This is a genomic window from Sphingomonas sp. QA11 (assembly GCF_028473665.1).
GTDB classification, from domain to species: Bacteria; Pseudomonadota; Alphaproteobacteria; order Sphingomonadales; family Sphingomonadaceae; genus Sphingomonas; species Sphingomonas phytovorans.
This window is the reverse complement of the sequence record NZ_CP098774.1, coordinates 3,220,733-3,243,059: the sequence shown is the minus strand read 5'-3', so window position 1 is coordinate 3,243,059 and position 22,327 is coordinate 3,220,733. Positions and strand designations below refer to the sequence as shown.

At 65.4% G+C, this 22,327-nt stretch carries 24 protein-coding genes and 1 tRNA gene; 10 read left to right on the top strand and 15 right to left on the bottom strand.

The window, feature by feature from the left end:
• Nucleotides 1–5 precede the first annotated feature (5 nt).
• The 4 genes from yidD to NDN01_RS14965 form a co-directional block, all read right to left on the bottom strand.
• Nucleotides 6–218, bottom strand: coding sequence for a membrane protein insertion efficiency factor YidD (gene yidD, locus NDN01_RS14980; protein ID WP_272622467.1), 213 nt, complete (start codon nt 216–218; stop codon nt 6–8).
• A gap of 139 nt (nt 219–357) precedes the next feature.
• Nucleotides 358–624, bottom strand: a complete 267-nt coding sequence (gene rnpA, locus NDN01_RS14975; protein WP_272622465.1) for a ribonuclease P protein component — start codon at nt 622–624, stop codon at nt 358–360.
• An 83-nt stretch (nt 625–707) separates the two neighbouring features.
• Entirely contained in the window at nt 708–842 is a 135-nt protein-coding gene (rpmH, locus tag NDN01_RS14970; RefSeq protein WP_010162954.1) for a 50S ribosomal protein L34, read from the bottom strand.
• A gap of 87 nt (nt 843–929) precedes the next feature.
• Nucleotides 930–1,205, bottom strand: coding sequence for a hypothetical protein (locus NDN01_RS14965; protein ID WP_272622461.1), 276 nt, complete (start codon nt 1,203–1,205; stop codon nt 930–932).
• Nucleotides 1,206–1,324: 119 nt separating this feature from the next.
• Here NDN01_RS14965 and NDN01_RS14960 point away from each other — a divergent pair, with 119 nt between their 5' ends.
• The gene (locus tag NDN01_RS14960) at nt 1,325–2,833 is read left to right on the top strand and encodes a YifB family Mg chelatase-like AAA ATPase (protein WP_272622459.1); all 1,509 of its coding nucleotides are present in this window, start codon (nt 1,325–1,327) and stop codon (nt 2,831–2,833) included.
• A gap of 58 nt (nt 2,834–2,891) precedes the next feature.
• Here NDN01_RS14960 and NDN01_RS14955 read toward each other — a convergent pair whose 3' ends face one another.
• On the bottom strand, nt 2,892–4,922 hold the full coding sequence (locus NDN01_RS14955) for a hypothetical protein (protein WP_272622457.1): 2,031 nt from the start codon (nt 4,920–4,922) through the stop codon (nt 2,892–2,894).
• A gap of 343 nt (nt 4,923–5,265) precedes the next feature.
• Between NDN01_RS14955 and NDN01_RS14950 the strand changes: the two genes are divergently transcribed.
• The gene (locus NDN01_RS14950) at nt 5,266–5,586 is read left to right on the top strand and encodes a DMT family transporter (protein WP_272628231.1); all 321 of its coding nucleotides are present in this window, start codon (nt 5,266–5,268) and stop codon (nt 5,584–5,586) included.
• Nucleotides 5,587–5,779: 193 nt separating this feature from the next.
• Here NDN01_RS14950 and NDN01_RS14945 read toward each other — a convergent pair whose 3' ends face one another.
• Nucleotides 5,780–6,283, bottom strand: a complete 504-nt coding sequence (locus NDN01_RS14945; protein ID WP_272622455.1) for a MucR family transcriptional regulator — start codon at nt 6,281–6,283, stop codon at nt 5,780–5,782.
• Between the two features lie 522 nt (nt 6,284–6,805).
• Between NDN01_RS14945 and NDN01_RS14940 the strand changes: the two genes are divergently transcribed.
• Nucleotides 6,806–6,890 (top strand) — tRNA-Leu (locus NDN01_RS14940).
• 242 nt (nt 6,891–7,132) lie between these two features.
• On the opposite strand, the gene NDN01_RS14935 is transcribed toward NDN01_RS14940, so the two are convergent.
• From NDN01_RS14935 to NDN01_RS14915, 5 genes are all read right to left on the bottom strand, one after another.
• A complete protein-coding gene (locus NDN01_RS14935) occupies nt 7,133–9,013 on the bottom strand; it encodes an ABC-F family ATP-binding cassette domain-containing protein (protein WP_272622453.1) in 1,881 nt (626 codons plus the stop codon).
• Between the two features lie 88 nt (nt 9,014–9,101).
• Nucleotides 9,102–9,893 carry an SDR family NAD(P)-dependent oxidoreductase gene (locus NDN01_RS14930; protein WP_272622451.1) on the bottom strand — a complete coding sequence of 264 codons (792 nt, stop codon included), beginning with the start codon at nt 9,891–9,893 and terminating at the stop codon, nt 9,102–9,104.
• Between the two features lie 131 nt (nt 9,894–10,024).
• Entirely contained in the window at nt 10,025–11,332 is a 1,308-nt protein-coding gene (locus NDN01_RS14925) for a sensor histidine kinase (RefSeq protein WP_272628229.1), read from the bottom strand.
• 38 nt (nt 11,333–11,370) lie between these two features.
• The gene (locus tag NDN01_RS14920; protein ID WP_272628226.1) at nt 11,371–12,090 is read right to left on the bottom strand and encodes a response regulator; all 720 of its coding nucleotides are present in this window, start codon (nt 12,088–12,090) and stop codon (nt 11,371–11,373) included.
• Nucleotides 12,091–12,183: 93 nt separating this feature from the next.
• Entirely contained in the window at nt 12,184–12,897 is a 714-nt protein-coding gene (locus NDN01_RS14915; RefSeq protein ID WP_272622449.1) for an EF-hand domain-containing protein, read from the bottom strand.
• A 282-nt stretch (nt 12,898–13,179) separates the two neighbouring features.
• Between NDN01_RS14915 and NDN01_RS14910 the strand changes: the two genes are divergently transcribed.
• Together NDN01_RS14910 and map are read left to right on the top strand one after the other, a co-directional pair.
• Entirely contained in the window at nt 13,180–13,392 is a 213-nt protein-coding gene (locus tag NDN01_RS14910) for a ParD-like family protein (protein ID WP_272622447.1), read from the top strand.
• Nucleotides 13,389–14,174 carry a type I methionyl aminopeptidase gene (map, locus tag NDN01_RS14905; protein ID WP_272622445.1) on the top strand — a complete coding sequence of 262 codons (786 nt, stop codon included), beginning with the start codon at nt 13,389–13,391 and terminating at the stop codon, nt 14,172–14,174. Before NDN01_RS14910 ends, map begins: the two co-directional genes overlap by 4 nt.
• A gap of 107 nt (nt 14,175–14,281) precedes the next feature.
• Here map and NDN01_RS14900 read toward each other — a convergent pair whose 3' ends face one another.
• Together NDN01_RS14900 and NDN01_RS14895 are read right to left on the bottom strand one after the other, a co-directional pair.
• Complete coding sequence (locus NDN01_RS14900; RefSeq protein ID WP_272622443.1) at nt 14,282–15,058, bottom strand: thioesterase family protein; 777 nt, start codon at nt 15,056–15,058, stop codon at nt 14,282–14,284.
• Nucleotides 15,055–16,587, bottom strand: a complete 1,533-nt coding sequence (locus NDN01_RS14895) for a class I adenylate-forming enzyme family protein (protein WP_272622441.1) — start codon at nt 16,585–16,587, stop codon at nt 15,055–15,057. Before NDN01_RS14895 ends, NDN01_RS14900 begins: the two co-directional genes overlap by 4 nt.
• Before the next feature lie 69 nt (nt 16,588–16,656).
• Here NDN01_RS14895 and NDN01_RS14890 point away from each other — a divergent pair, with 69 nt between their 5' ends.
• From NDN01_RS14890 to NDN01_RS14875, 4 genes are all read left to right on the top strand, one after another.
• The gene (locus NDN01_RS14890; RefSeq protein WP_272622439.1) at nt 16,657–17,271 is read left to right on the top strand and encodes a glutathione S-transferase family protein; all 615 of its coding nucleotides are present in this window, start codon (nt 16,657–16,659) and stop codon (nt 17,269–17,271) included.
• Nucleotides 17,272–17,279: 8 nt separating this feature from the next.
• On the top strand, nt 17,280–18,074 hold the full coding sequence (locus NDN01_RS14885; protein ID WP_272622437.1) for an SDR family NAD(P)-dependent oxidoreductase: 795 nt from the start codon (nt 17,280–17,282) through the stop codon (nt 18,072–18,074).
• A gap of 100 nt (nt 18,075–18,174) precedes the next feature.
• Nucleotides 18,175–18,660, top strand: a complete 486-nt coding sequence (locus NDN01_RS14880) for a hypothetical protein (protein WP_272622435.1) — start codon at nt 18,175–18,177, stop codon at nt 18,658–18,660.
• A complete protein-coding gene (locus NDN01_RS14875; protein WP_272622433.1) occupies nt 18,660–18,992 on the top strand; it encodes a hypothetical protein in 333 nt (110 codons plus the stop codon). The genes NDN01_RS14880 and NDN01_RS14875 overlap by 1 nt, the downstream gene beginning before the upstream one ends.
• A gap of 97 nt (nt 18,993–19,089) precedes the next feature.
• Here NDN01_RS14875 and NDN01_RS14870 read toward each other — a convergent pair whose 3' ends face one another.
• Both NDN01_RS14870 and NDN01_RS14865 read right to left on the bottom strand, forming a co-directional pair.
• Nucleotides 19,090–19,641 carry a hypothetical protein gene (locus NDN01_RS14870; RefSeq protein ID WP_272622431.1) on the bottom strand — a complete coding sequence of 184 codons (552 nt, stop codon included), beginning with the start codon at nt 19,639–19,641 and terminating at the stop codon, nt 19,090–19,092.
• 230 nt (nt 19,642–19,871) lie between these two features.
• Nucleotides 19,872–21,089 (bottom strand): MFS transporter, encoded by a 1,218-nt coding sequence (locus NDN01_RS14865; protein ID WP_272622429.1) that lies wholly within the window; start codon nt 21,087–21,089, stop codon nt 19,872–19,874.
• 253 nt (nt 21,090–21,342) lie between these two features.
• Here NDN01_RS14865 and NDN01_RS14860 point away from each other — a divergent pair, with 253 nt between their 5' ends.
• A complete protein-coding gene (locus NDN01_RS14860; protein ID WP_272622427.1) occupies nt 21,343–22,152 on the top strand; it encodes a flagellin N-terminal helical domain-containing protein in 810 nt (269 codons plus the stop codon).
• The last annotated feature ends 175 nt before the right edge of the window (nt 22,153–22,327 follow it).

The following is a 22,327-nucleotide window of genomic DNA, read 5'->3' as shown; positions in this document are numbered from 1 at the left end:
TTTGTTCAGGGAACCGGATCGTGACCGAACCCGCCCCAGGGATGGCACCGCGCGATCCGTCTTGCCGCCAGCCACCCGCCCTTCAGCGCGCCATAGCGGCGAAGGGCCTCGATTGCATAGCTTGAACAGGTCGGCTGATAGCGGCAACTCGGTGGCAGGATGACTGACGGGCCGATCTGCCAGAAGCGGACAAGGGCCACGAGGAGGCGGGTCAGCATGAGGCGCGTGCCCCGTTTCCGTCACCCCGGACTTGTTCCGGGGTCCATTTTGCCGCGGGCGCACCGTCCGAAAACGGGGCGCATCGCGGGTGGAAACATGGATGCCGGAACAAGTCCGGCATGACGCGTGGGAGGGCTGTCACCGCGCCACCTTCGCCAATGCTTTGGAAAGATCGGCGCGAAGCTGCGCGAAATCGCGTTCGATGCCACCGTTGCGCCCGATCAGCACATGATCCGCGCCACGAATGCCCGATTCGGGCAGCAGATCATGGGCGAGCGCACGCAGCCGGCGCTTCATGCGGTTGCGCACGACCGCATTGCCGATCTTCTTGGTGACGGTGTACCCGATTCGCATCGATGGATCGCCATCGGCGCGATCACGCACGAGCAGGACGAATCCCGGCATCGGTGCGCGTTTTCCCGCATTCGCCGCGAGAAAATCGCGGCGGATACGAAGACCGATAATCTCGCCCTTACGGGCGGGGGTCGTCAGGCCGACAGCTTCTTGCGGCCGCGATTGCGACGAGCGCGAATCACGTTGCGGCCGCCCGGAGTCGCCATCCGCGACCGGAAACCGTGCCGGCGCGCGCGCACCAGATTGCTCGGCTGAAAGGTCCGCTTCATCGTTCATTCCCTGGTCGTCTGAATAGAAAAGGGCCGCCACGCGGACGGCCTCGTAGCGGGTGCCCTTAGGCAAAGAGTGCGGGTTAGTCAACGTTCGAGGGCCTCGCGCTCGCGGCGACGGCGGGCGCTCGCACGGCGGAGACCCATGTCGGCGTAACGGCCGAGCCTTGGCCAGCGGCGCTTGCCATGGACGAACTGCCGTTTCGCCCAGCGCGAATTCTGCAGCATCAGCGCCAGCCCGCCTGCGAAGACGAAGATACCGCCCGGTCCGGGGAGTATGCCGACCAGCGGCGTCGCGATCACCAGCAGGATGCCCAGCCAGAACAGGCAGAAGCGGATCGTCGGATGGCGTGTCCTGCGCATGGGGTGTGATGTGGGTTCGGTGTGTTGGTTTGGCAAGACACTTGTTCCTGATCGGCGACCGGTTTCTTCCCGGACAAAACTGCGTATGAACAACGCTCTTCCGGGGGAGACGGGGCAATATGGTCGCGAGCGTATCGACGGTGGCGTATCTCGGCCTCGAGGCGCGCGCCGTCGAAGTGCAGGTCCAGCTGATCCCTGGCCTGCCCGCCTTCAACGTCGTTGGTCTGGCCGACAAGGCCGTGGCGGAGAGTCGCGAGCGTGTGCGCGGCGCGATCGCGGCAATGGGCCTGTCGCTGCCGCCCAAGCGAATCGTCGTGAATCTGTCGCCGGCGGATCTGCCCAAGGAAGGGTCGCATTTCGATCTGCCGATCGCGCTTGCGCTACTTGGCGCGATGGGCGTCGTCGATGCCGAGACGCTCGCCGATTATGTCGTGGTGGGGGAGCTTGGCCTCGACGCACGTGTGGCGTCCTCGCCCGGCGTGCTGCTCGCGGCGCTGCATGCGTCGGAGATCGGCAAGGGGCTCGTCTGCCCCGTGGCGCAAGGCCCGGAAGCCGCTTGGGCGAGTGGCGTGCAGGTGCTGGCCGCGCCCGACATCCTGGCGCTACTCAACCATTTCAAGGGCCACGGCTTGCTGTCTTCGCCGGAGCCGGGCGAGGTGGAGGAGGTCGGAGTCGGCCCCGATCTGGCGCAGGTGAAAGGGCAGGAAACCGCCAAGCGCGCGCTGGAGATCGCGGCGGCGGGCGGCCACAATATGGTGATGGTGGGCCCGCCGGGCGCGGGCAAATCGCTGATGGCGGCGTGCCTGCCGGGTATCCTGCCTCCGCTCGACGCCGCCGAGGCGCTCGAGGTGTCGATGGTGGCGAGCGTTGCCGGCACGCTCAGCGGCGGGCGGTTGACCCGCACGCGGCCGTTCCGCGCGCCGCACCATTCGGCGTCGATGGCGGCGCTGGTCGGCGGCGGGCTGAAGGTGAAGCCGGGTGAAGTGAGCCTTGCCCATCTCGGCGTGCTGTTCCTCGACGAATTGCCGGAGTTTCAGCGCGTAGTGCTCGATTCGCTGCGTCAGCCGCTTGAGACGGGCACGGTCAGTGTTGCGCGGGCCAATGCGCATGTGACCTTCCCGGCGCGAGTTCAGTTGATCGCAGCGATGAACCCGTGCCGCTGTGGCCATCTCGGCGACGCGTCGCTTGCCTGTTCGCGGGCGCCGCGCTGCGCGGCTGACTACCAGACCAAGGTATCGGGGCCGCTGCTCGACCGGATCGACCTGCATGTAGAAGTGCAGGCGGTGAGCGCGGCCGATCTCGTCCTGCCGCCGCCGTCGGAAGGATCGAAGGAGGTCGGCGCCAGAGTCGCTGCGGCGCGTGCGATCCAGGCGAAACGCTATGCCGACCATCCCATCCGCACCAACGCCGAAGTGGACGGCGTGCTGCTGGAGGCAGTCGCGACGCCGGACGAGGCCGGTCGCAAGCTGCTGGCCCAGGCATCGGAGGCGATGCGCCTGTCAGCGCGGGGCTACACCCGCATCCTGCGCGTCGCGCGGACGATCGCCGATCTCGCGGGGAGCGAGGGGATAGGGCGCCTCCATGTCGGTGAGGCGCTCAGTTATCGTCGGCAGGCGCCACGGAATTGAAACCCGGGGCGGCCGCGTCAGCCGTCCCCGGGGAATCAACGCTCGCCGGCAGTCTGATCTATTGGCCGAAGAACTGCTGCACGACCATGTAGCTGGCGCGAGGCGTAAGCAGATCGGCGCCATTGCCCGCAAGCCAGCCATAGGTGTTGATCGCGGGGTCGGTAGAGCTGCGGCCGTTCGGCAACACTGAGCAGAGGCCGAACCATTCCTCTTCCCACGTCGTGTAGAATTGCGCGTTCGCCGGGCCCCAGGGGGCGATCGCGGTGTCGCGGAAATCGTGGACGCCGGATGCGGTCTGGATCGTGGTCGGGTCGGTGACTGACGGGTCCATCCATTTGTACCATTCGTCGGAGAATTCGAAGACCTGGACGCCCTGGAGCAGCTGGTTTGCGGCAGCGACCGCGTTATTGCCTACCTGATAGGCATTGGCCGCCTGGAGATAGGCATAGAGCGCCACTGCGGGGCCCGCGGCCGCCAGCGGCGTTGGGGATGCCATCAGGCCGGCAAGCAGCGTCCCGTAGATCGTCGCGTCGAGCAGGACCCAGCTTGGTGCCGGCAGCCCCGGGCTGTCCGGATTTTGCGGGACACCCTGGAAAAGGTAATAATTGCCGGTGTCGCTTTCATAGGCGACCAGCCCGCCAGCATTATAGTCCGGATTGTCGGTGAAGAAGTTCGACGATGTCCGCAAGGCATTGGTCGTGGTGACGACCGCGAGGCTTTCCTGGCCAAGGATCGTACCGGGAAGATAGGGTTGCAGCGTGAGTGTGTCGGTGGTCGGATCGGCGACTGTCGTCCCCCAGACTGCCTGATAGCCATTGGGGTTGACGACATAGGGGTCGTTTCCACCCATCGTGCCGAAGCTAGTGCCCGCGACCTGAGTGTAGCGCATGGCTTGCGGAATGCCGATCTCGCTGAGCACCACCGGCGCCATCGGCAGGTTCGCGGCCTTGCGCTGGCTGAGATAAGAGATGATCGGCGTGGTCGGGCCGGGTGCCGCGTAGAGATTCCAGCCCCACAGGTCGAGGTCGTAGATATCGGTGGAATAAGCGGGCTGGTTGTTCGTGGCGGTCGTCGTGATCTGCCCGGTGCTATCGACGTAGAGCAACTGAGTGTCGGGCACGCCACCACCCGGAACGGGGGGCGTGGTATATTGCATCAGCTGAGTCGTCAGCGTGCTGATATCGTCCTGCATCGCCGCGAGGGTGAGCTTGTTGGGCGCCCCCTCCTTCAATGCCTTGCCGACCCGGTTCAGAAAATCCCAATATTCACGATATTGGTACGTGCCGGTGGGTCCAGGCTGGTTGGTCTCGTTGGTGATGTAGAATCCCGCAAGGGCCGGGTGATGGCCATAGCTCTGGCCAAGCCAGGTCGCCGTATCGAGATAATATTGCTGGACCTGGGTATATTCATACCCCGAGGCCGGGGCTGTGTTCGCCGAGAAGAACGCCGCCGTCGATACGCCGACCGACAGGAACACGTAGATCGGATCGACCCCGTCGTTCCAGCACATGTCCAGAAAGCCGTCATGGCAATAATGATACCAATAGGGCGGCGCCTGCTTGGCGTCCGCTCCCTGTGGCATATAGGTCGGATATTCCACCCCGCCTGCCTCGACGTAGCGGATCGGCCCGAGCGCGGTCCAGTCGATCGCGGCGTTGCCCGCCGATGAGACCACGGTGCCGGAGCCGTCCGAATTCGACAGGGTGAAGGGCGGCATGTTGAAGCTGCCATATACGCCGATATTGTTGGCGCCGAGCTGACGGATCAGCCCGTTCGGTCCGACGTCGCGGGTCCAGATCGGCTGGTACATCATCATCGTCTTGGCATCGGGACCAGTGCCGTTCATCCCGATATAGTAGAAATCGCCCATCGGCGTGCCGGCCGCGCCGCCGTTGATGTCGAGTGGTGTCGGCTGGTAGCGGACGCCCTTGAAGACGAAGGGTTGCGGCGTCGCGGCAACACTGGACGTTACCTGCGCGACCATCACCTGGCCGTTCGCGATGCTCCAGGCGGTGTCGGCTGTCGGGTAGAGGCCGGAGTAACCGACGGGTTGCTGGGGCGGCAAGGGGGCAGGCGTCGTCGCGACCATGATCTTCCTCCTGGCTATCGCACCGGACGCCCTTCCGGGCGGCGGTTGCGGAAAGGGCGAACGGGGGGCACCCGCGCAATCCCGAGAGGCGCAGGAACCGTCAGCATATCCATGCCGAGGTCCCTCCGCTCGCTCTCAGCATAGGCAGACAGGGGACGGATGCGAAACGAAGTTGGAGGCGAAATGGTGGCTTATGGGCTTCCCAAAACCGCATGGGAACGCGACCCATGGCGGGTCACTTGACCTCGGCACTCTAAATATCGATATCGGGACGGAGGCCACGCCCTCGCCCGTGTTGGGAAGCATGTCCGGGACGGCCCGGCTCTTTGAAAGGAGAGCCGTCATGGCTTGGATTCTGTTGGGTATCGCTGGTGTTCTCGAGGTCGTCTGGGCCTTCTTCATGAAGCAGTCGGACGGCTTCACCCGGATCATACCATCCGTCATCACGATCGTAACGATGATCGCCAGCTTCGGCCTGTTGTCGATATCGATGAAGACGCTGCCGCTTGGAACGGCCTATACTATCTGGACCGGCATTGGCGCGATCGGCGCGTTCGCGGTGGGTGTCGCGATCTTGGGCGAGCAGGCAAATCCGCTGCGGATCGCCGCCGCATGCCTCATCATCATTGGCCTTGCATTGATGAAATACGCGTCGCCGGCATGAAGGCGGATGGCGCGCGCCTGTTCTTGCGCCAGGATCGACTGCATGGCGCGATATCTGCCGACCCGTTCGGCGGTCAATGAAGCGAGGGCAAAAAGGGCGCCGTCCATGCGGCGCATAGCCGCCGGCGGCCCACAATGATGAAGGGCGGACAACCGCCTGGTTGCCCGCCCTTCATCAGCAAAGGAAAAATGCCTCAGACGGTCTTTTTCGGCCGGCCGCGCGATGCCTTGGGCGCGTCGGTTGCGTCCGATGCGGCGGCCGGAGCCTTGCGCGGGCCAGGCTTGCGGCCGAGGCCGATCTTCTTGGCCATGGCGCGGCGCGCCTCCGAATAGGTCTCGGCGACCATCGGATAATCGGACTTCAGGCCGTAGCGTGCGCGATATTCGTCAGGCGTCAGGCCATGGCCCGAAAGATGACGACGCAGCGTCTTGTAAGGCTTGCCGTCGATCAGCGAGATGATGTGATCCTTCGACGCGAGCGACTTGCGCACTGTAACGGCCGGAACATGCTCCGTGGTTGCCTCCGGTGCAGTTTCCTCTGTGGTCGCGCTGGCGAGTGCTGTCACCGTCGCGTGCATCTTCTGCAGGAAGGCCGGAACTTCTTCAGCCGACACCCGGTTATTGGGATTGCCGAGCCACGCAATGGTCAGCTCGGTGGCGAGCTCGGTTGCGTTGAGATCTGAAGTGTCGTCAGCCATAATTACCTCCAAACTGGATATATAGCCCATTAGCGCGATTGGCGGTGCCGTCAACTGCAATGCATGAATTGTTTTTCGATCTGCTGCTGTCTTTTTTGCAAGAGCGGCGGACAGACATAACTGCACGGAGTCCGTCGGTGCCCATCGGCTTAGATGCGAATGACAACAACGCGTCGGCAACCATATTCTCGACTGTCCGGTGAGGACATTTCACGATCGCCTGACGCAGCTAACCTGATCTCCACCGAGGTGGAGTCCACCTTCTGTCGAGAAGTCGAAGCAACTTCATTACAGCGTACAGGGATGGGCTGCTTCAACGATTTGATAAGGGCTGAAAACGCGCCGGGGTGGCTCGCCGCCGCTGCTGGAAGAGACATCCGGAATCGGAGTGGGGCGTGCAAAAATGCCGATCCTCGCCTGAGTGCCAGCGAGGTGACGAGAGCACTTGGAAATCCTGCCGTTGCTGTTGTATGGGGGCTGCCTGCTACCTCAAGTCGCTCTGCACGTGGGGTTCTGCACCGTGCGGGTGTGGTGAAACTGGTAGACGCGCCGGACTCAAAATCCGGTTCCGCAAGGAGTGTCGGTTCGATTCCGACCACCCGCACCATCTTCTATCCTTGAGCTGCTGCCTCGGCGCCGTGCGCTCAAGCGCCGCTCGTTGAGCGCGAGAGATATTCATCGGGCACAGCCGAGGGCCTGGGAGAACCGGGCGGCAACAGGGGGGGATCGCGGCACGCCAGCATGGCGCGCGAGACCGGTCACCGTCCATCCGCGTGTATCGGACAGAACTGTCCCGCCAAAGAACCGGGGCCGGTGTACCCGGGATGGTGCGATCCGCGCTGGTGCGGATCAGGCCTCGACGGTTTCCAGCTCCTCGCTGATCTCAAGCCAGGCTGCCTCGGCGGTTTCCAGCTTGGCCGCGACATCGGCGCGCTGCTTCGTCAGGTCGCTCATGCTCATCCTGGCGAGCCAGGGCTCCGCGGTCGACAGATCGAACATCGCGCGATCGATCGCGCTGCGCTGCTTGGAGAGCTTGGCGACCAGCGCTTCCGCCTCATGGGCGCGCTTGCGCAACGCCACGCTTTTCTCGCGCGCCTCGGCATTGGCGCGGCGCTCGTCCTTCTTGTTGACCTTGGTCTTGGCCGCACCGCCACCGCCGCTCGCGCCGTCGCTGGAGAGCACGAACGCGATATAATCCTCCATGCTGCCATTATATTCAGTCGCGGCGCCGGCATCGACCAGCACCAGCCGGTCGGCGGTCAGCTCGATCATGTGGCGGTCATGGCTGACGATCACCACGGCGCCGTCATAGGCGTTGAGCGCCTGGACCAAAGCCTCGCGCGCATCGACGTCGAGATGGTTGGTCGGCTCGTCGAGGATGAGCATGTGCGGCGCGTCGCGGGTGATCAGCGCAAGCGCCAGCCGCGCGCGCTCGCCGCCTGACAGCTTGCCGACCTTGGTGGTCGCCTTGGCACCCGAGAAGCCGAAGCGGCCGAGCTGCGCGCGGACGGCGGCGGGCGAGGCGCCCTTCATCATCCGCGTCATATGCTCGAGTGGCGTATCGTCGGTGTCGAGCTCCTCCACCTGATACTGGGTGAAATAGCCGACGCGCATTTTGCCCGACGCGGTCATCTCGCCCTCCATCGGGGCGAGCTGGGCGGCAAGCAGACGGGCGAGCGTGGTCTTGCCGTTGCCGTTGCGGCCGAGCAGCGCGACGCGGTCGTCCGGGTCGAGCCGTAGGTTGAGGCGGCGCAGGATCGGCTTGCCCTCGGTATAGCCGACCGCGGCCATGTCGAGCGTGACGAGCGGCGGCTTCAACTCGTCGGGGCTGGGGAAGTCGAACGACAGGGTAGGATCTTCCGCCATCGCCGCGATCGGCTGCATCTTCGCCAGCATCTTCTGGCGCGACTGGGCCTGTTTCGCGGTCGAGGCGCGGGCGCTGTTGCGGGCGATATAGTCCTGCAGCTTGGCGCGCTGCGCATCCTGCGACGCCTTGGCCGCGGCGAGCTGCGCGGCGCGTTCGGCGCGCTGCTGCTCGAAGCTGTCATAGCCGCCGGTGTACATCACCGTCTTGCCGCCCTCGAGATGGAGGATGGTGTCGACGACATTGTTGAGCAGGTCGCGCTCATGGCTGATGACGACCATCATCGCCGGATAGCTCTTCAGGAAATTCTCAAGCCACAGGGTCGCTTCGAGATCGAGATGGTTCGAGGGCTCGTCGAGCAGCAGCAGGTCGGGTTCGGAGAAGAGCAGGGCGGCGAGCGCGACGCGCATCTTCCAGCCGCCCGAATAGCTGTCGAGCGGACGGCCCTGCATCTCCTCGTCGAAGCCGAGACCGACCAGGATGCGCGCAGCACGCGCCTCGGCGGTATAGGCGTCGATCGCGATCAGCCGGTCGTGGATCTCACCGACCCGGTCGGGATCATGGCAGTCCTCGGCTTCGTGCATCAGCGCGGCGCGCTCGGTATCGGCGGCGAGCACGGCTTCGATCGGCGTGGTCGTGCCGTTCGGCGCTTCCTGCGCGATATAGCCGATGCGCGTCTTGCGCGGCATCTCGATCTCGCCCTCATCGGCCTCGATCGATCCGATCATCACCTTCATCAGGGTCGACTTGCCGGCGCCGTTGCGACCGATCAGGCCGACGCGGCTCTTCGGCGGCAGCGTGGCTGTCGCGCGGTCGAGGATCGTGCGCCCGCCGAGGCGCACCGTGATACCGTTGATATTCAGCATGCGGGCGCCACTATCATGCAGCGCAGCATATTAGAAGGGCGCCAGCGTCTATTCCCCTCCCGCGAGCGCGAGGGGAATAGAGTGAGGGTCACGCGATGGTGTTCACCAGGCCGCCTTCCGCGCGGATCGCGGCACCGTTGGTGGCGGAGGCGCGAGGGCTCGCGATATAGGCGACGAGGTCGCCGATTTCCTTTGCCTCGATCATGCGCTGGATGATCGAGGAGGGGCGGGCATCGCGGAAGAATTCGGCCTCGATCTGTTCGATCGGTGCTGCGGGATCGGCGGCCTGGCTGCGCAGGAACTCGACCACGCCATCGGAGCGGGTCGGCCCGGGAAGCACCGAATTGACCGTGACGCCGGTGCCGCGCGTGAGTTGCGAGAGGCCGCGCGCGATGGAGAGCTGGGCGGTCTTCGTCGTGGCATAGTGGATCATGTCATGCGGGATGGCGAGAGCGGATTCGCTCGAGATGAAGATGATCCGGCCCCAGTTTCGTTCGAGCATCGCGGGCAGATAGGCGCGCGCGAGGCGGACACCGCTCATCACGTTGACTTCGAACAGATTGGCCCAGTCGGCATCGCTGATGTCGCCGAACGCCTTGCTTTCATAGATGCCGAGATTGTTGACGAGGATGTCGACGCGGGAAAGCGCCGCGGTGACGATCGCCGCGCCCTCCGCGGTCGCGACATCGGCGGCGATCCCTGTCACCGGCGGGCCACCCGAGGCCCGGATGTCGGCGATGGCGGCATCGATTGTCCGGCTGCTGCGGCCGGTGATGGTGACGGCGGCGCCTTCGCGCGACAGGGCGCGGGCGATCTCCAGGCCGATGCCGCCGGTGCCGCCGGTCACCAGCGCGGTCTTGTCGTTGAGGGCGAGGTCCATGTTCAATCTCCAGTAAAACCGGACACCAGTTGGGCATTGCGCGGGGCGGCAACTATGGGTCGTAGCGGATCAGCATCTGTGCGTCGGAAGCATCAATGCCGCACTTCCTGTTGGAGAATCGGGTAGCGCGGTCAGCGCCTGGGCAGGGTGATCGTCGCGGCCAGTCCGCCCTCGGGCTGGTTGACTAGCGTGATGTCGCCGCCCGCCTCGCGGACGATCGCGCGGGCAAGCGCGAGGCCGAGGCCGATGCCGCCCGTCTCCTTGTTGCGCGAGGTCTCGAGCCGGGTGAAGGCATCGAACACGTCGCCGAGATGCTCGGGCGGAATGCCAGGCCCCTTGTCGGCGACGACGATGGCGACCTCGTGCTCGCCGGGCACCACCCGCACTTCGGCCGACTCGCCATATTTGATCGCGTTCTCGATCAGGTTGCGCACGGCGCGCCGGATCAGCGAGGGGCGCAGGCGCATCCTGAGCCGCGCGGCTTCCTCGAAAGTCACGTCATTGTCGAGATCGCGGAAATCCTCGACGACCGCGTCGACCAGCGCCGCGAGATCGACCTCGGTGAGCGGCTCGCTCGGGCGGCCAAGCCGGGCGAGCGAAAGGATATCGTCGAGGGTGCGGTTCATCTCCTCGATCGTGTCGGCCATCTTCGTGCGATCGGTATCGTCCTCGACCGATTCGATGCGGACGCGGAGCGCGGCCAGCGGCGTACGCAGATCATGGCCGATCGCGCCGAGCATCCGGTCCTTCTCGTCGAGCATCGCCGAGACGCGCAGGCGTAGGCCGTTGAACGCCGCGATCACGTCGCGCAGATCCTGCGGTCCGCGCTCCTCGACGGGCACGTCGACTTCGCCAGGCATGAAGGCGCGAGCTGCGGCGGTGAGGCTGCGCAGCGGCTGCGAGATCCGCCGGCCGATCCACAGCACGGGGACCAGCACGATCGCGTAGAGCACCAGCGTTTGCCAGATCAGCCGCCAGATCAGATAAGCCTCGGCCCGGGGCCAGGGCGCGTTGAGCACGAGCCACCCCTGGCCGGGCTGCTCGACCGCGATGACCAGCTCCCCGCCCATCTTGAGAGCCCGCTCGGCCACGCGCGGGCCCCAGCGGCGCAGGCGCCGGTCGCCCTTGTTGATCGCGCGCACCTCGGTCTCGATCCGGCCGACCTTCAGGCCGGCTTCCTCGAGCGCGGTCCGCAGCCCCTGTTCGACAGCGGGCTGATGCTCCCCGGCGGGATCGACCGGCGAGATGACGGCCAGACGAACATGGCCCCGGTCATGGTCGACGGGTCGGCCGGCATTGGCGCGCTCGACCGCGTCGACGATTCGAGTGACGACCGGCCCGGTCGCCTGATCGTAGCGCGAGGCGCGGCGATCCTGGAGCTGGATCGCGAAGTTGATCGCCTGCGCCACGAACAGCGCGATAGCGATCAGCAACACCATCTGCCCGGAAAGATTGCGCGGCCACAGCCGGATGTGCCTCACAGGCGGGTGACTTCCGATGCGAGCGTATAGCCGCCGCCCCAGACGGTCTTGATCAGTTCAGGGCTCTTCGGATCGGTCTCGATCTTGCGCCGCAGCCGGCTGACCTGGTTGTCGATCGCGCGGTCGAACGCAGCCGCCTCGCGACCCTGGGTCAGATCGAGCAGCTGGTCGCGCGTCAGCACCTGGCGCGGACGAGTCACCAGCGCATGGAGAAGATTATATTCACCGGTCGAGAGCGGCACCGACACGCCTTCGCGGTCGACCAGCGCGCGCTCGCCCGATTTCAGCACCCAGCCGGCAAAGACGAACGAGCCGGTATCGGGCGCGTGCTGGCGGGTTCCGCCGGCGGCGGCGCGGCGCAGGATGACCTTGACCCGCGCGGCGAGCTCGCGCGGCGAGAAAGGCTTCACGACATAGTCGTCGGCGCCCATTTCAAGCCCGACGATCCGGTCGGTCTCCTCGCTGCGCGCGGTGAGCAGGATGACGGGGGTCTCGCTCGTCTCGCGGACATGGCGACACAGGCTCAGTCCGTCCTCGCCCGGCATCATGATGTCGAGGATGATGAGATCGATCGCATAGGCGGCAAGCCGGGTGCGAGCCGCCTCGGCGTCGCCCGTCTGGGTCACGCGGAAGCCCTGCTTGGTGAGATATTGCGCCAGCGGCTCGCGAATCGAGCGTTCGTCATCGACCAGCAGAAGATGCGGTGTTTCTCCCATGACATCGACGTCTACCATGATCGGTCGCCTTTGGAATATGCCGGGCGGGCGAGGAGGGGGGACAGCCCGCCCGGCAGCCTGGCCAGTCGGGGGTTACTGGCCGGCGTCTGGTGTGGGCGCCGCGGCGCCGGGCGGCGGCGTCATGCCGTGTCGCCCATGGCCGCGCATCCTGCCCATGTGATCCTTCCTTTGTGCACGGGCGGCATCGATTTCCGCCTGGTCGATGAAGCCGTCCTTGTTGGTGTCCAGCTTGTCGAAGCGCGCATCCGCGCTCGCGCGCATCTCCTCGCGGCTGATCTTGCCGTCCTTGTTCGTGTCGAGCCGTGCGATCATGCCGCCATGGCCGCCCATCGGGCGCCCGGCACCGGGGGGCGGTGCCATGCCGGGGCCATCGCCACCGCCGGGGCGCCCGCCGAAGCCGCCACGGCCTTCGCGCATGCGCTCCATCGTCGCCTTCATTTCGTCGGGCGAGATCTTGCCGTCGCCATTGGCGTCGAGCCGGGCGAAACGCTCGGCCGCCTGCGCCATATATTCTGCCTTGCTGATCTTGCCGTCCTTGTTGGTGTCAGCGGCCATGAGGCGGCCGCCGCCACGCCCGCCGAGCTCGTCGCCGGAGAGCTGGCCGTCGCCATTGGCGTCCAGCTTCGCGAAACGCTGTTCGGCCCGCGCCATGAATTCGGCACGGGAGATCGTGCCATCCCTGTCGGTATCGGCGCGCTGGGGCTGGCCTGCGCCCATCTGGTCCGCCATCGCGGCACCACCGATCGCGGTGCTGACCAAGGCGATGGCGAGAAGATATTTCCGCATGCGACTTTCCTCCAGTGAGTGCCCGGTCCCGCCGGCCATGATGCGGGTTTTCACTCGAGGGTGTCGCGAAGCTATGTCAGCGACGGGCCAATAGTGTCGCAATTTGTCGCATATTTCATGTTTCCCCGGCGCCGCGACGGTCATGGCGTTCTGCCGACGGTGTTCCGTTTCCCGTCGGGCGCCAGGCGGTGCGCCCCGGACCCTGACGCTTCCACGCTGCCCTTGGCTTTCCAATGGGCAGAGCATATATGATACATATATGAAACGTATATTGGAATCCCGATGGGCATTGTGAACATAGATGACGATCTGCACGATCAGGTGCGCAGGGCGAGCAAGGTGTCGTTTCGCTCGATCAATGCGCAGGCCGCCTACTGGATAAAGCTGGGCATGCTGTGCGAGACGAATCCGACGCTCAGCTTCACCGAGATCATCGAGCGCGAGCTGAGTTCCGCTGGCTTTTCGGCTCAGCCGCTGGCGTTAAGCGAAGCATGACGAAGCAGCCTCAGGAACTGGCGCTGCTGGCTGAATCCGGCCGGCTGCTGGCGTCTGTATTCGAACTGCTGGATCGAACCACGCTCGCCGGCATGTCGACACTCCAGGTCGACGAAATGGTCGAGCACTTCATCGTCAATAATCTTCATGCCAGGCCAGCGAGCAAGGGCCAATATGGGTATGGCTTCGTATTGAACTCTTCGGTGAACGATGTGGTGTGCCACGGCGTCCCATCGTCATCGGCAGTGCTTCGGGACGGCGACATCGTCAATTTCGACATCACGCTCGAGAAGAACGGCTATATCGCCGATTCAAGCAAGACCTATCTGGTTGGCGAGGTAAACCCTGCCGCCAGGAGACTGGTCCAGATCACCTACGAAGCCATGTGGATGGGCATCCGGGCGGTTCGCCCGGGCGCCCGGCTCGGAGATATCGGCTGGGCGATCGAACGGCATGCCAAACGAAATGGCTATTCCGTGGTGCGTGAATATTGCGGTCACGGCATTGGCCGGGAGATGCACGAGGAGCCGCAGATTCTCCACTTCGGGAAGCCGGGAACCGGTCTTGTCCTGCGTGAAGGCATGGTGTTCACGATCGAGCCGATGCTCAATCGGGGCCGGCGCAGCGTGAGGACCGAGGCTGACGGCTGGACTGTCGTGACGACGGATGGGTCGCTTTCAGCACAGTTCGAGCACACGATCGCCGTCACGGCTTCCGGCGCGTCGGTGCTGACGTTACGTCCCGACGAGTCGGGTCCGGGCCCTATCAAGCGCGCCGCTTGATTCAATGGCGGTGCGAGGAGGCGCCGCCATGACTGATCTCAGCCAGGGGGCGGACTGACTGCCGTTGACGCCTGACAGTGGTACTATCGATGAGCGTCGAACCTGGATCAGGCGAAGATCGCGACGCTTTGCATGCCTTGGGCGATGGGCTGGCCGTCGGCGTTCCAGATCGTCATTGCCTGGCTTGAGCAGCCGTTCCTCGCATAATCCGACTGGGCCGAAAGCAGCCACCAGCCGTCAGTCGTTGCGGGTGCCGGGGCAAGCAGGTTGACGATCCAGGTGAGCGAACTGATCGGCGCGGGTTGCTTGCCGAGCAGCTTGAAAGCGGCGGGGGGGAGCGCATCGGCGACGGCCAGCACATGGACCATCGGGTCGAGCCCGTCGGGCGCGCGCAGCCGCGCCCAGCGCAGCCATTCAGCCTCGCCCGCCGCCTCTTCCTTCAGGTCGAGGAAGTTGAAGTTGCCGGTGAAGAATTCGTCGGGCCCGGTATAGAGCTTCGCGTCGGGCGCGGGCGGGCGGCGATCGCTGCGCAACCGGCCGTCGAGCTCGATCCGTGAGGGCTGGTCCGACATGAAGACGAAGGTCGCGCGGTAGCCGAGCCCGGCTTCGGAGGTGATGTCGGCCTGGATGAAAGCCGCGTTGCGCCCGCGGCGCAACTTGGTCGCGGTGACGCTAACGTCGCCCGAGAGCGGGCCGATGAAGGAGACCTGCGCTGAGCGGAGCGGCGGCAGGTCGAGCTCGATTCCCTGCGCTGCATGAAGCGCGAGGGCGCTGGACAGGCCGCCATAGGTGGTGCGGCCCTGCAACCAGTCGGCCGGGATCGCCGTACGGAAGCCGTCCTTGATCGCCGTGGCGCCACTGAGGATGTCGGCGATGGGCGTCACAGCGCGGTCTCCGCCAGACGGTCGCGCAGCTCGCGCTTCAGCACCTTGCCGATCGCGCTGCGCGGCAGCTCGTCGATGGCGTGGAGCGCCGAGAGGCGCTGGGTCTTGCCGAGCTGGGCATTGGTCCATGCCAGGATATCGGCATTGCCGGCATCGATCCCGGTGTGCGGCACGTAGAAGCCGACCGGCGTTTCGCCCCATGTCTCCGACGGCACCCCGATCACGCTGCAATCGGCGACTGCCGGATGCTGCGACAATACTGCCTCGAGATCGGTCGGATAGATATTGAACCCGCCTGAGATGATCAGGTCCTTCTTGCGATCGAGCAGGGTGAGGAAGCCGTCGGCGTCGAAGCGTCCGACATCGCCGTGGCGGATATAGCGCCGTCCCTCGGCATCGAACCATTCGGCCGCGGCACTTGCCTCGCTGCGGCCGTGATAGCCGGTCATCATCGCCGGCGACCGGCCGACGACTTCGCCCATCTCGCCCTGCGATACTTCTTTGCCATCCTCGTCGATCAGGCGGATGTCGTGATCCTCGATCGGGCGGCCGACGGTGTGGAGCTTGTCGGGAAAGAGGTTGGCGATCAGCAGGCAGGTGCCGCCTCCTTCGGTCATGCCGTAATATTCGACCAGCAGCCCGGGCCAGCGGGCCAGCACATCGGCCTTGAGCGCGGCGGAGAAGGGCGCGCTGGTGCAGGTCTTCAGGCGGAAGGCCGACAGGTCGAAGCTGTCGAAATCGGGGAGCGCCATGATCCGCTGGTACTGGACCGGCACGAGCATCGCGTGAGTCGCGCGGTTGGCCTGGGCGAGTTCGAGAAAGCCGCGAGCGTCGAACTTCTTCATCAGCACCGCTGTGCCTCCCCAGCCGAGGGTTGGCAGGAAGCTGACTAGTGTGGTGTTGGAATAGAGCGGCGTCGCGATCATCGTCACCGCTTCGCCGAAGCCGGCCGAGGCGTTGCGGTTGATATGGGCCCAGCGCATCGCGTGGCTCTGGACGATGCCCTTGGGCGTGCCGGTGGTACCGGAGGAATAGATGATGTTGAAGCCGTCTCCGGGTGCGATGGCAACGGGCGCGGGTCTTCTTCCTTCGGGGGCGAGCCATGCGGCGAAGGCGTCGGTATCAAGGCGAACCAGGGTCGCGGAGACTGGCTGGTTAGCCAGCGCGGCCTCAGCTTCGACATCGACAAAGACGATCGGCGCGCCGCAATCGGCGATCATCGCCGCGAGCGATTCCGGCGTCGAGGAGGGAGCGAGCGGCGCGGCGACGCAGCCGGCGCGCAGTATGCCCAGAAAGGCGACGCCATACTCGATTCGGGAAGCGGACACGATTGCGACCGCCTGGCCCTGTACGACGCCGTCCCGCTGGAGCGCGGCGGCGACACGGTCCATCAGCGTGTCGAGTGTCGCATAGTCGATGCTGCCCTCCAGCGCGGCGAGGGCGGTCTTGCTGCCTTGCTCAGTTGCATGAGCATGGATCAGGTCGGGCAGGGTCGCGAAATCGGTCGCGAGCATATCGGCGGCTGTCATGATACGCCGCTATGCGAGGCGCGCGGCAAATGCCATACGCAATCTTCTAAAAAATGGAGAGGGTTGCCGATGCTGTTCTACGACGCGGTGAATCCGGCGCCCAATCCGCGCCGTGTACGCATCTATCTCGCCGAAAAGGGACTGAGCGTGCCCAGCGAGACGCTCTCGATCGTCGCGGGGGAGCATAAGGGAGCGGCTTTCCTCGAAGTGAATCCGCTGGGGCAGATTCCGGCGCTGAAGCTCGACGATGGCGGCGTGCTGACCGAAAGCGTGTCGATCTGCCGCCTGTTCGAGGCGATGCATCCCGAACCGCCGATGTTCGGCACGGGGCCGCGCGGTATCGCCGAGGTCGATATGTGGATGCGGCGAGCGGAGCTGCGCCTGATGGTGCCGCTGGCGATGGTCTGGGTCCACACCCATCCCTTCACCGCGCGCGTGGTGAAGCCGCAATATACCGAGTTCGGGGAGAGCCAGCGGCCACGAGTGACCGGCGCGATGCGGGAGTTCGACCGGGCGCTCGCCGACCGGGAGTATCTGGACGGGAAGAGCTATTCGATGGCCGATATCGTGCTGCTGTCGATCATCGATTTCGCTGGATTCGTGGGGATCGCGATTCCCGAGGAGCAGGAACATCTGCGCGCGTGGCACGACCGTGTCTCCGCCCGACCGAGTGCCCAGGCATGAGCGGCGTCATGAGCGATGGCATGAAGGGCGCGGTTGCGATCGTCACGGGCGGCGGGACCGGGATCGGCGCGGCGGTGGTGCGGCGCCTGGCGGCGCGGGGCGTGCGCTGCGTGATCAACTATGCGAGCAGCCGGGACGAGGCCGAAGCGCTCGCCTCGGCGGTGGACGGCGCGATCGCGGTGCAGGCCGATATTGCCGAGGATTCAGCCTGCCGGTCGCTCGCCGCGGCAGCGGTCGAGGCGTTCGGGCGGATCGATTTCCTGGTCAACAATGCCGGGCGGACCAAATTCGCCAATCACGAGGATCTGGACGCGCTGTCGGCCGACGACTTCATCGACATCTATCGACTGAACACGATCGCGCCTTTCCAGATGATCCGCGCCTGCACCCCGGCGATGCGCGAAAACGGAATCGGCGCGGTGGTCAACATCGCCTCGGTGGCGGGTGTGTTCGGCAACGGATCGTCGGTCGCCTATGCCGCGTCCAAGGGCGCGCTCGTCACGATGACGAAGAGCCTTGCCCGCGCGCTGGCGCCGGCGATCCGGGTCAATGCGGTGGCGCCGGGCTATGTCGGGACCGGCTGGTTCGAGAAGAGGCTGGGCGAGGCCGGTTTCGCCGCGCTCAACGCGCGCATCGCCGCGCAGACACCGATGGCGATGGCGGCCGGCGCCGACGATATCGCCGGGCCGGTCGTGATGCTGCTCGATCCGGACAACCGGGTGATGACCGGCGAGACAATGCTGCTCGATGCCGGCGCGCATCTCGATGTCGGGTTGTCGCGCCGACCCGGGAAGGAACTGTGACGGCGCGGCTGATTGGCACCTGATCGGCTATAGCCTGGATCGACAGGGCGACAGGAGCGTCATAAAGTCGCGGCAGGGTATCTTCGGGGGAGGGCGCTTCATGCTTCATGGCCGCCATATTGCCGGCACTGTCGCGGCGAGCATGGCCGCGCTGCTGCTCGGCGCCTGCACCGTGACCCTGATGGCGCCTTATGACAGCAAGACCGAGCAGATGGTCTCGGCCTTGCAGAGCAGCTTCTCCGCGGAGCGCCAGGCCTTGCTCTACAGCTACGGCACGCCCGACTGCGTCTATTCGCGCCAGACCGGATTCTACCAGAAGGCGCATGCCGATATCGAAGATCTGCGCGTCCATGTCGGCGTGTTCGCGAAGAACGCGCAGACGATCGAGATGGTCGGCCTGCTCGACAGCAGCCTCAGCGCGCTCGAGGCGCAGCATAAGAGGCGGGAGGAGACGCGACAGGGCCCCGAGCAGTGCATGAGCGCCCAGATCATGGAGCCCGACTTCAACGGGCTGGCGCAATCGACCGGCGCGATCCTGATGCTCGAACAGGCCAAGCAACGCGGCGTGCCGCTGGGGGGCAATTGATGGCGCAGATCGATGTAAGCGCGCTGACCGGGGAGATTGCCGGCGCGATGACCGGAGTGCTGGTGAGCGGCGGCAAGACCGCCGAGATCTATGCGAAGAACGAGGCGGAGAAGATCGCCATCTCGATCCGCCAGATCGGCGAGCTCTACGCATCGGGCGTCATCGACGCGGAGGAAGCGCGGCTGAAGCTTGATATCCAGAAGAACACATCCCGCACCATGCTGCTGGCCGTGAAGGGGATCGGCATCCTGACCGCCGAGCAGGCGATCAATGCAGGGCTGGCGACGGTATGCGGCGCGGTCAACACCGCGCTGGGGTTCGCGCTACTCTAGCGGATGAGCGGGCCAGGGCCGATCGGTATTCTACCGGGAGACTTCGGTTCCTGCCGCCGGTGGATGCCGGGTCAACGCTTCAACGTCCGCTGGATCATCAGGTAATCGGCTGAGCGCTGTCCCCGGCAAGCAGCAACTGCGGAACCTGCGAGAAGGTCCAGGTCGTGGCGCCCGGCGCCTGGTCGAGCACCCAGACCATGTCGAAGCGGTCGCCCGGCCAGGGCCTGGGCGCGATCTTCGATCCGGCGACATGATCGACCAGGTCGGGAATGACGTCATGCTGCCATGCCACCAGCACCGGGCCAGCCGCCGCCGCGGCGATGGCGGCCGCGGCGAGCGCCTTCTTGTCCTTCTTGGCGATGCTCGTGTCGATGGTGATCCCCAGTTCCTGGGACAGCGGGAGCACGGTGTGCTGCGGGCGAAGGCTGGCACCGGGACTGGCGGCGTCCGAGGCGAAGATCGCGGTCGGCGTTGCGATGCCAGGCGACAGGCTGGCCGGATCGTGCGGCGCGAAGAATCGCACCAATGCGCCCGCGCGCTGCCAGCCGAGCACGATCAGATCGTCCGGATTGGCCGTGCCGTCCAGGCCGACGCCGGCGGTCGTCCCGAAGGGCTTTTCGGCATGCCGTGTGAACATGATCCTGGCCATGGTCCCGCTCCCCCTGACCGATATGGTCGTCTATCCTCAAGGGTAGTGAGCGAACGGGCACGGGGTCAATCGATCGGGCGGGAGAGATCGATCCAATCCGGACGCTTGCCCGGTGCCCCGGCATGCCGGAATCGATCGATGGCCTCGCCCGATCGGGGTAAATTCCAGCGCGGCGCACATGAAGTCGGTACCGTCTGTTTCCGTTCGTGCCGGGCAGAACGCCCGGCGTTCTAGGCCGTCGGCTTGGGCGGCGGAACGCGGTCCAGCACTTTCCAGACGATGATGCCGAGCGAGGCGAAGGCGAGTATCCCCGCCAGCAGGAAGGCGGCGCCCGGGAAGCCATGGTCGACGCCCGTCGCCAGCGCCTGGGTGAGCAGCAACGGTCCGAGGATCGAGGAGACGCTGCCCATGCTGCCGATCCCGCCTTGCAGCGCGCCCTGGTGTGAGGCGTCGACCATGCGCGAGAGCAGGCCGTTCATCGCCGGAAAGATCATGCCGGACAGCGCGCTCACCAGGAACAGGGCATAGGCCTGCCAGCTTTGCGTGATGAAGGCGAAGGCGAGGAAGGCGATGCCGGCCGAGACAAGCCCGATGACGAGCGCCCACCGTTCGCCGACCCGGGCAATGATCTTCCCGGTCAGGCCGCCCTGAACCAGCGCCATCACCAGCCCGACAAAGGCGAGCGACCAGCCGATCGCCTTCGCATTCCAATTGAACCGGATCGCGGCCCAGAACGCCCAGGTCGAGGGATAGACCATGTGCGCCAGTTGCCAGACGAACCAGGCGGCAAGCAGGGGCGCCGCATTGCCGGCATGGAACAACGGGCGGAAAGCCCCGACGATATGGGCATCGCGCAGCCTGAATGGGCGCCGGTTCGCCGGCGCCAGCGTTTCGGGCATCGCGACGATCATCACGGTCGCATTGGCGAGCGCGAGGATCGCCGCCGCGACGAAGGGCGCGCGGGGGCCGAAATCGGCGAGCAGGCCGCCGATCGCCGGGCCGATGATGAAACCTATACCGAACGCCGCGCCGATCAGCCCGAATACGCCGCTGCGCTTCTCGGGCGGGGTAACGTCGGCCAGCACCGAGCTGGCCGGGCTATAGACCGCGCCCGCGATACCGGCGATCGCGCGGCCGAGGAACAGCCAGGCAAGCGTCGGCGCCCAGGCCATCAGCGCGTAATCCATGCCGAACGCCAGCATCGAGGCGATGAGCACGGGTCGCCGGCCGAACCGGTCGCTGAGGTTGCCCAGCACCGGGCCGGCGAAGAACTGAGTCAGCGCGAACACGACCAGCATATAGCCGGCGATCCGCGTCGCCTGTTCGAGATCGACATGGCCGATGCTGGTGATCAGATGCGGGAAGACCGGCATGACGATGCCGAAGCCGATCGTGTCGATCAGCACCGCGGCAAGGACGATCGGTACGGCTCGATGTTCGAAACGCATTCACTCCCCCGGGATCGTTCGCGTGCCACGACGTATCGTTGTTGACGGCGCGGGCGCCGGCGGAACATTCGCCGAACATGCCCAAGGTCGCGCCGAAGGACAAGAGGACAATTGTCTCCGGAACCCGCAGTTTTCCGGATCATTTCGCGGCGATTGAAAAAACTGCTTAATCCTGCATTTACTCTGCCGTTCTCCTGTTGGACGGTTCGAACCATCGCTTTGGGGGCGGCGGGAGGACGTCCGGAGACTGAATATGACTGTTATCGGAACCAACGTTGCCGCGCTGCGCGCGACCAACGCGTCGAACGCGGCGTCGAAGGCGCTGCAGACCAGCATCGAGCGCCTGTCGACCGGCAAGCGCATCAACAGCGCGAAGGACGACGCGGCGGGGTCCGCCATCGCTTCCTCGCTCACCTCGCAGATCAAGGGCCAGACCCAGGCGATCCGCAACGCGAACGACGGCATTTCGCTTGCGCAGACCGCCGACGGCGCGCTGGGTGAAGTCACCAACATCCTGCAGCGCGTCCGCGAACTGTCGGTCCAGTCCTCGTCGGGTACCTATTCCGACGACGACCGCAAGAACCTGCAGGTCGAAGTCAAGGAGCTGGCGGCGCAACTTTCGGACATCACGTCGAAGACCAACTTCAACGGCGTTACCCTGTTCGGCGCGAGCGACGTCACGGTGAACATCCAGACCGGTTCGGGTTCGGCCGACCAGGTCGCGCTGAAGATCACCGCGCTGAACCTCTCCAGTGTCGGCAGCATCGACATTTCCACTGTCACCGGCGCCAAGAGCGCGCTCGATTCCCTGGATGCCGCCTTGCTGTCGGTCAACACGACCCGCTCGTCGATCGGCGCAGGCCAGAGCCGCCTTGAATCGGTCGTGAGCAGCCTGACCAGCAATGTCAGCAACCTGACCGACGCGCGCAGCCGGATCGAGGATGTCGACTTCTCGACCGAGACGATCGCGCTCGCCAAGGCCCAGATCCTGAGCCAGGCATCGACGGCGCTGCTCGCCCAGGCGAACCAGAGCCAGCAAGGCGTGCTCTCGCTGCTGAAATAATCTCCCCGCGGTTCAGGTGCCGCCCCCGAGGAGCCTGAGCCGTCCGTGGTATCCCCGCGGTATTCACGGTGCGACCGCGCCGGCCTGCAAGGGCCGTGCGCGGCGCAGTGCGTCCGGCCTCATGGGCGGCGTTACCCGCTTTGCTTGCCTTGCGATCTGTGCCACATGCTCGACC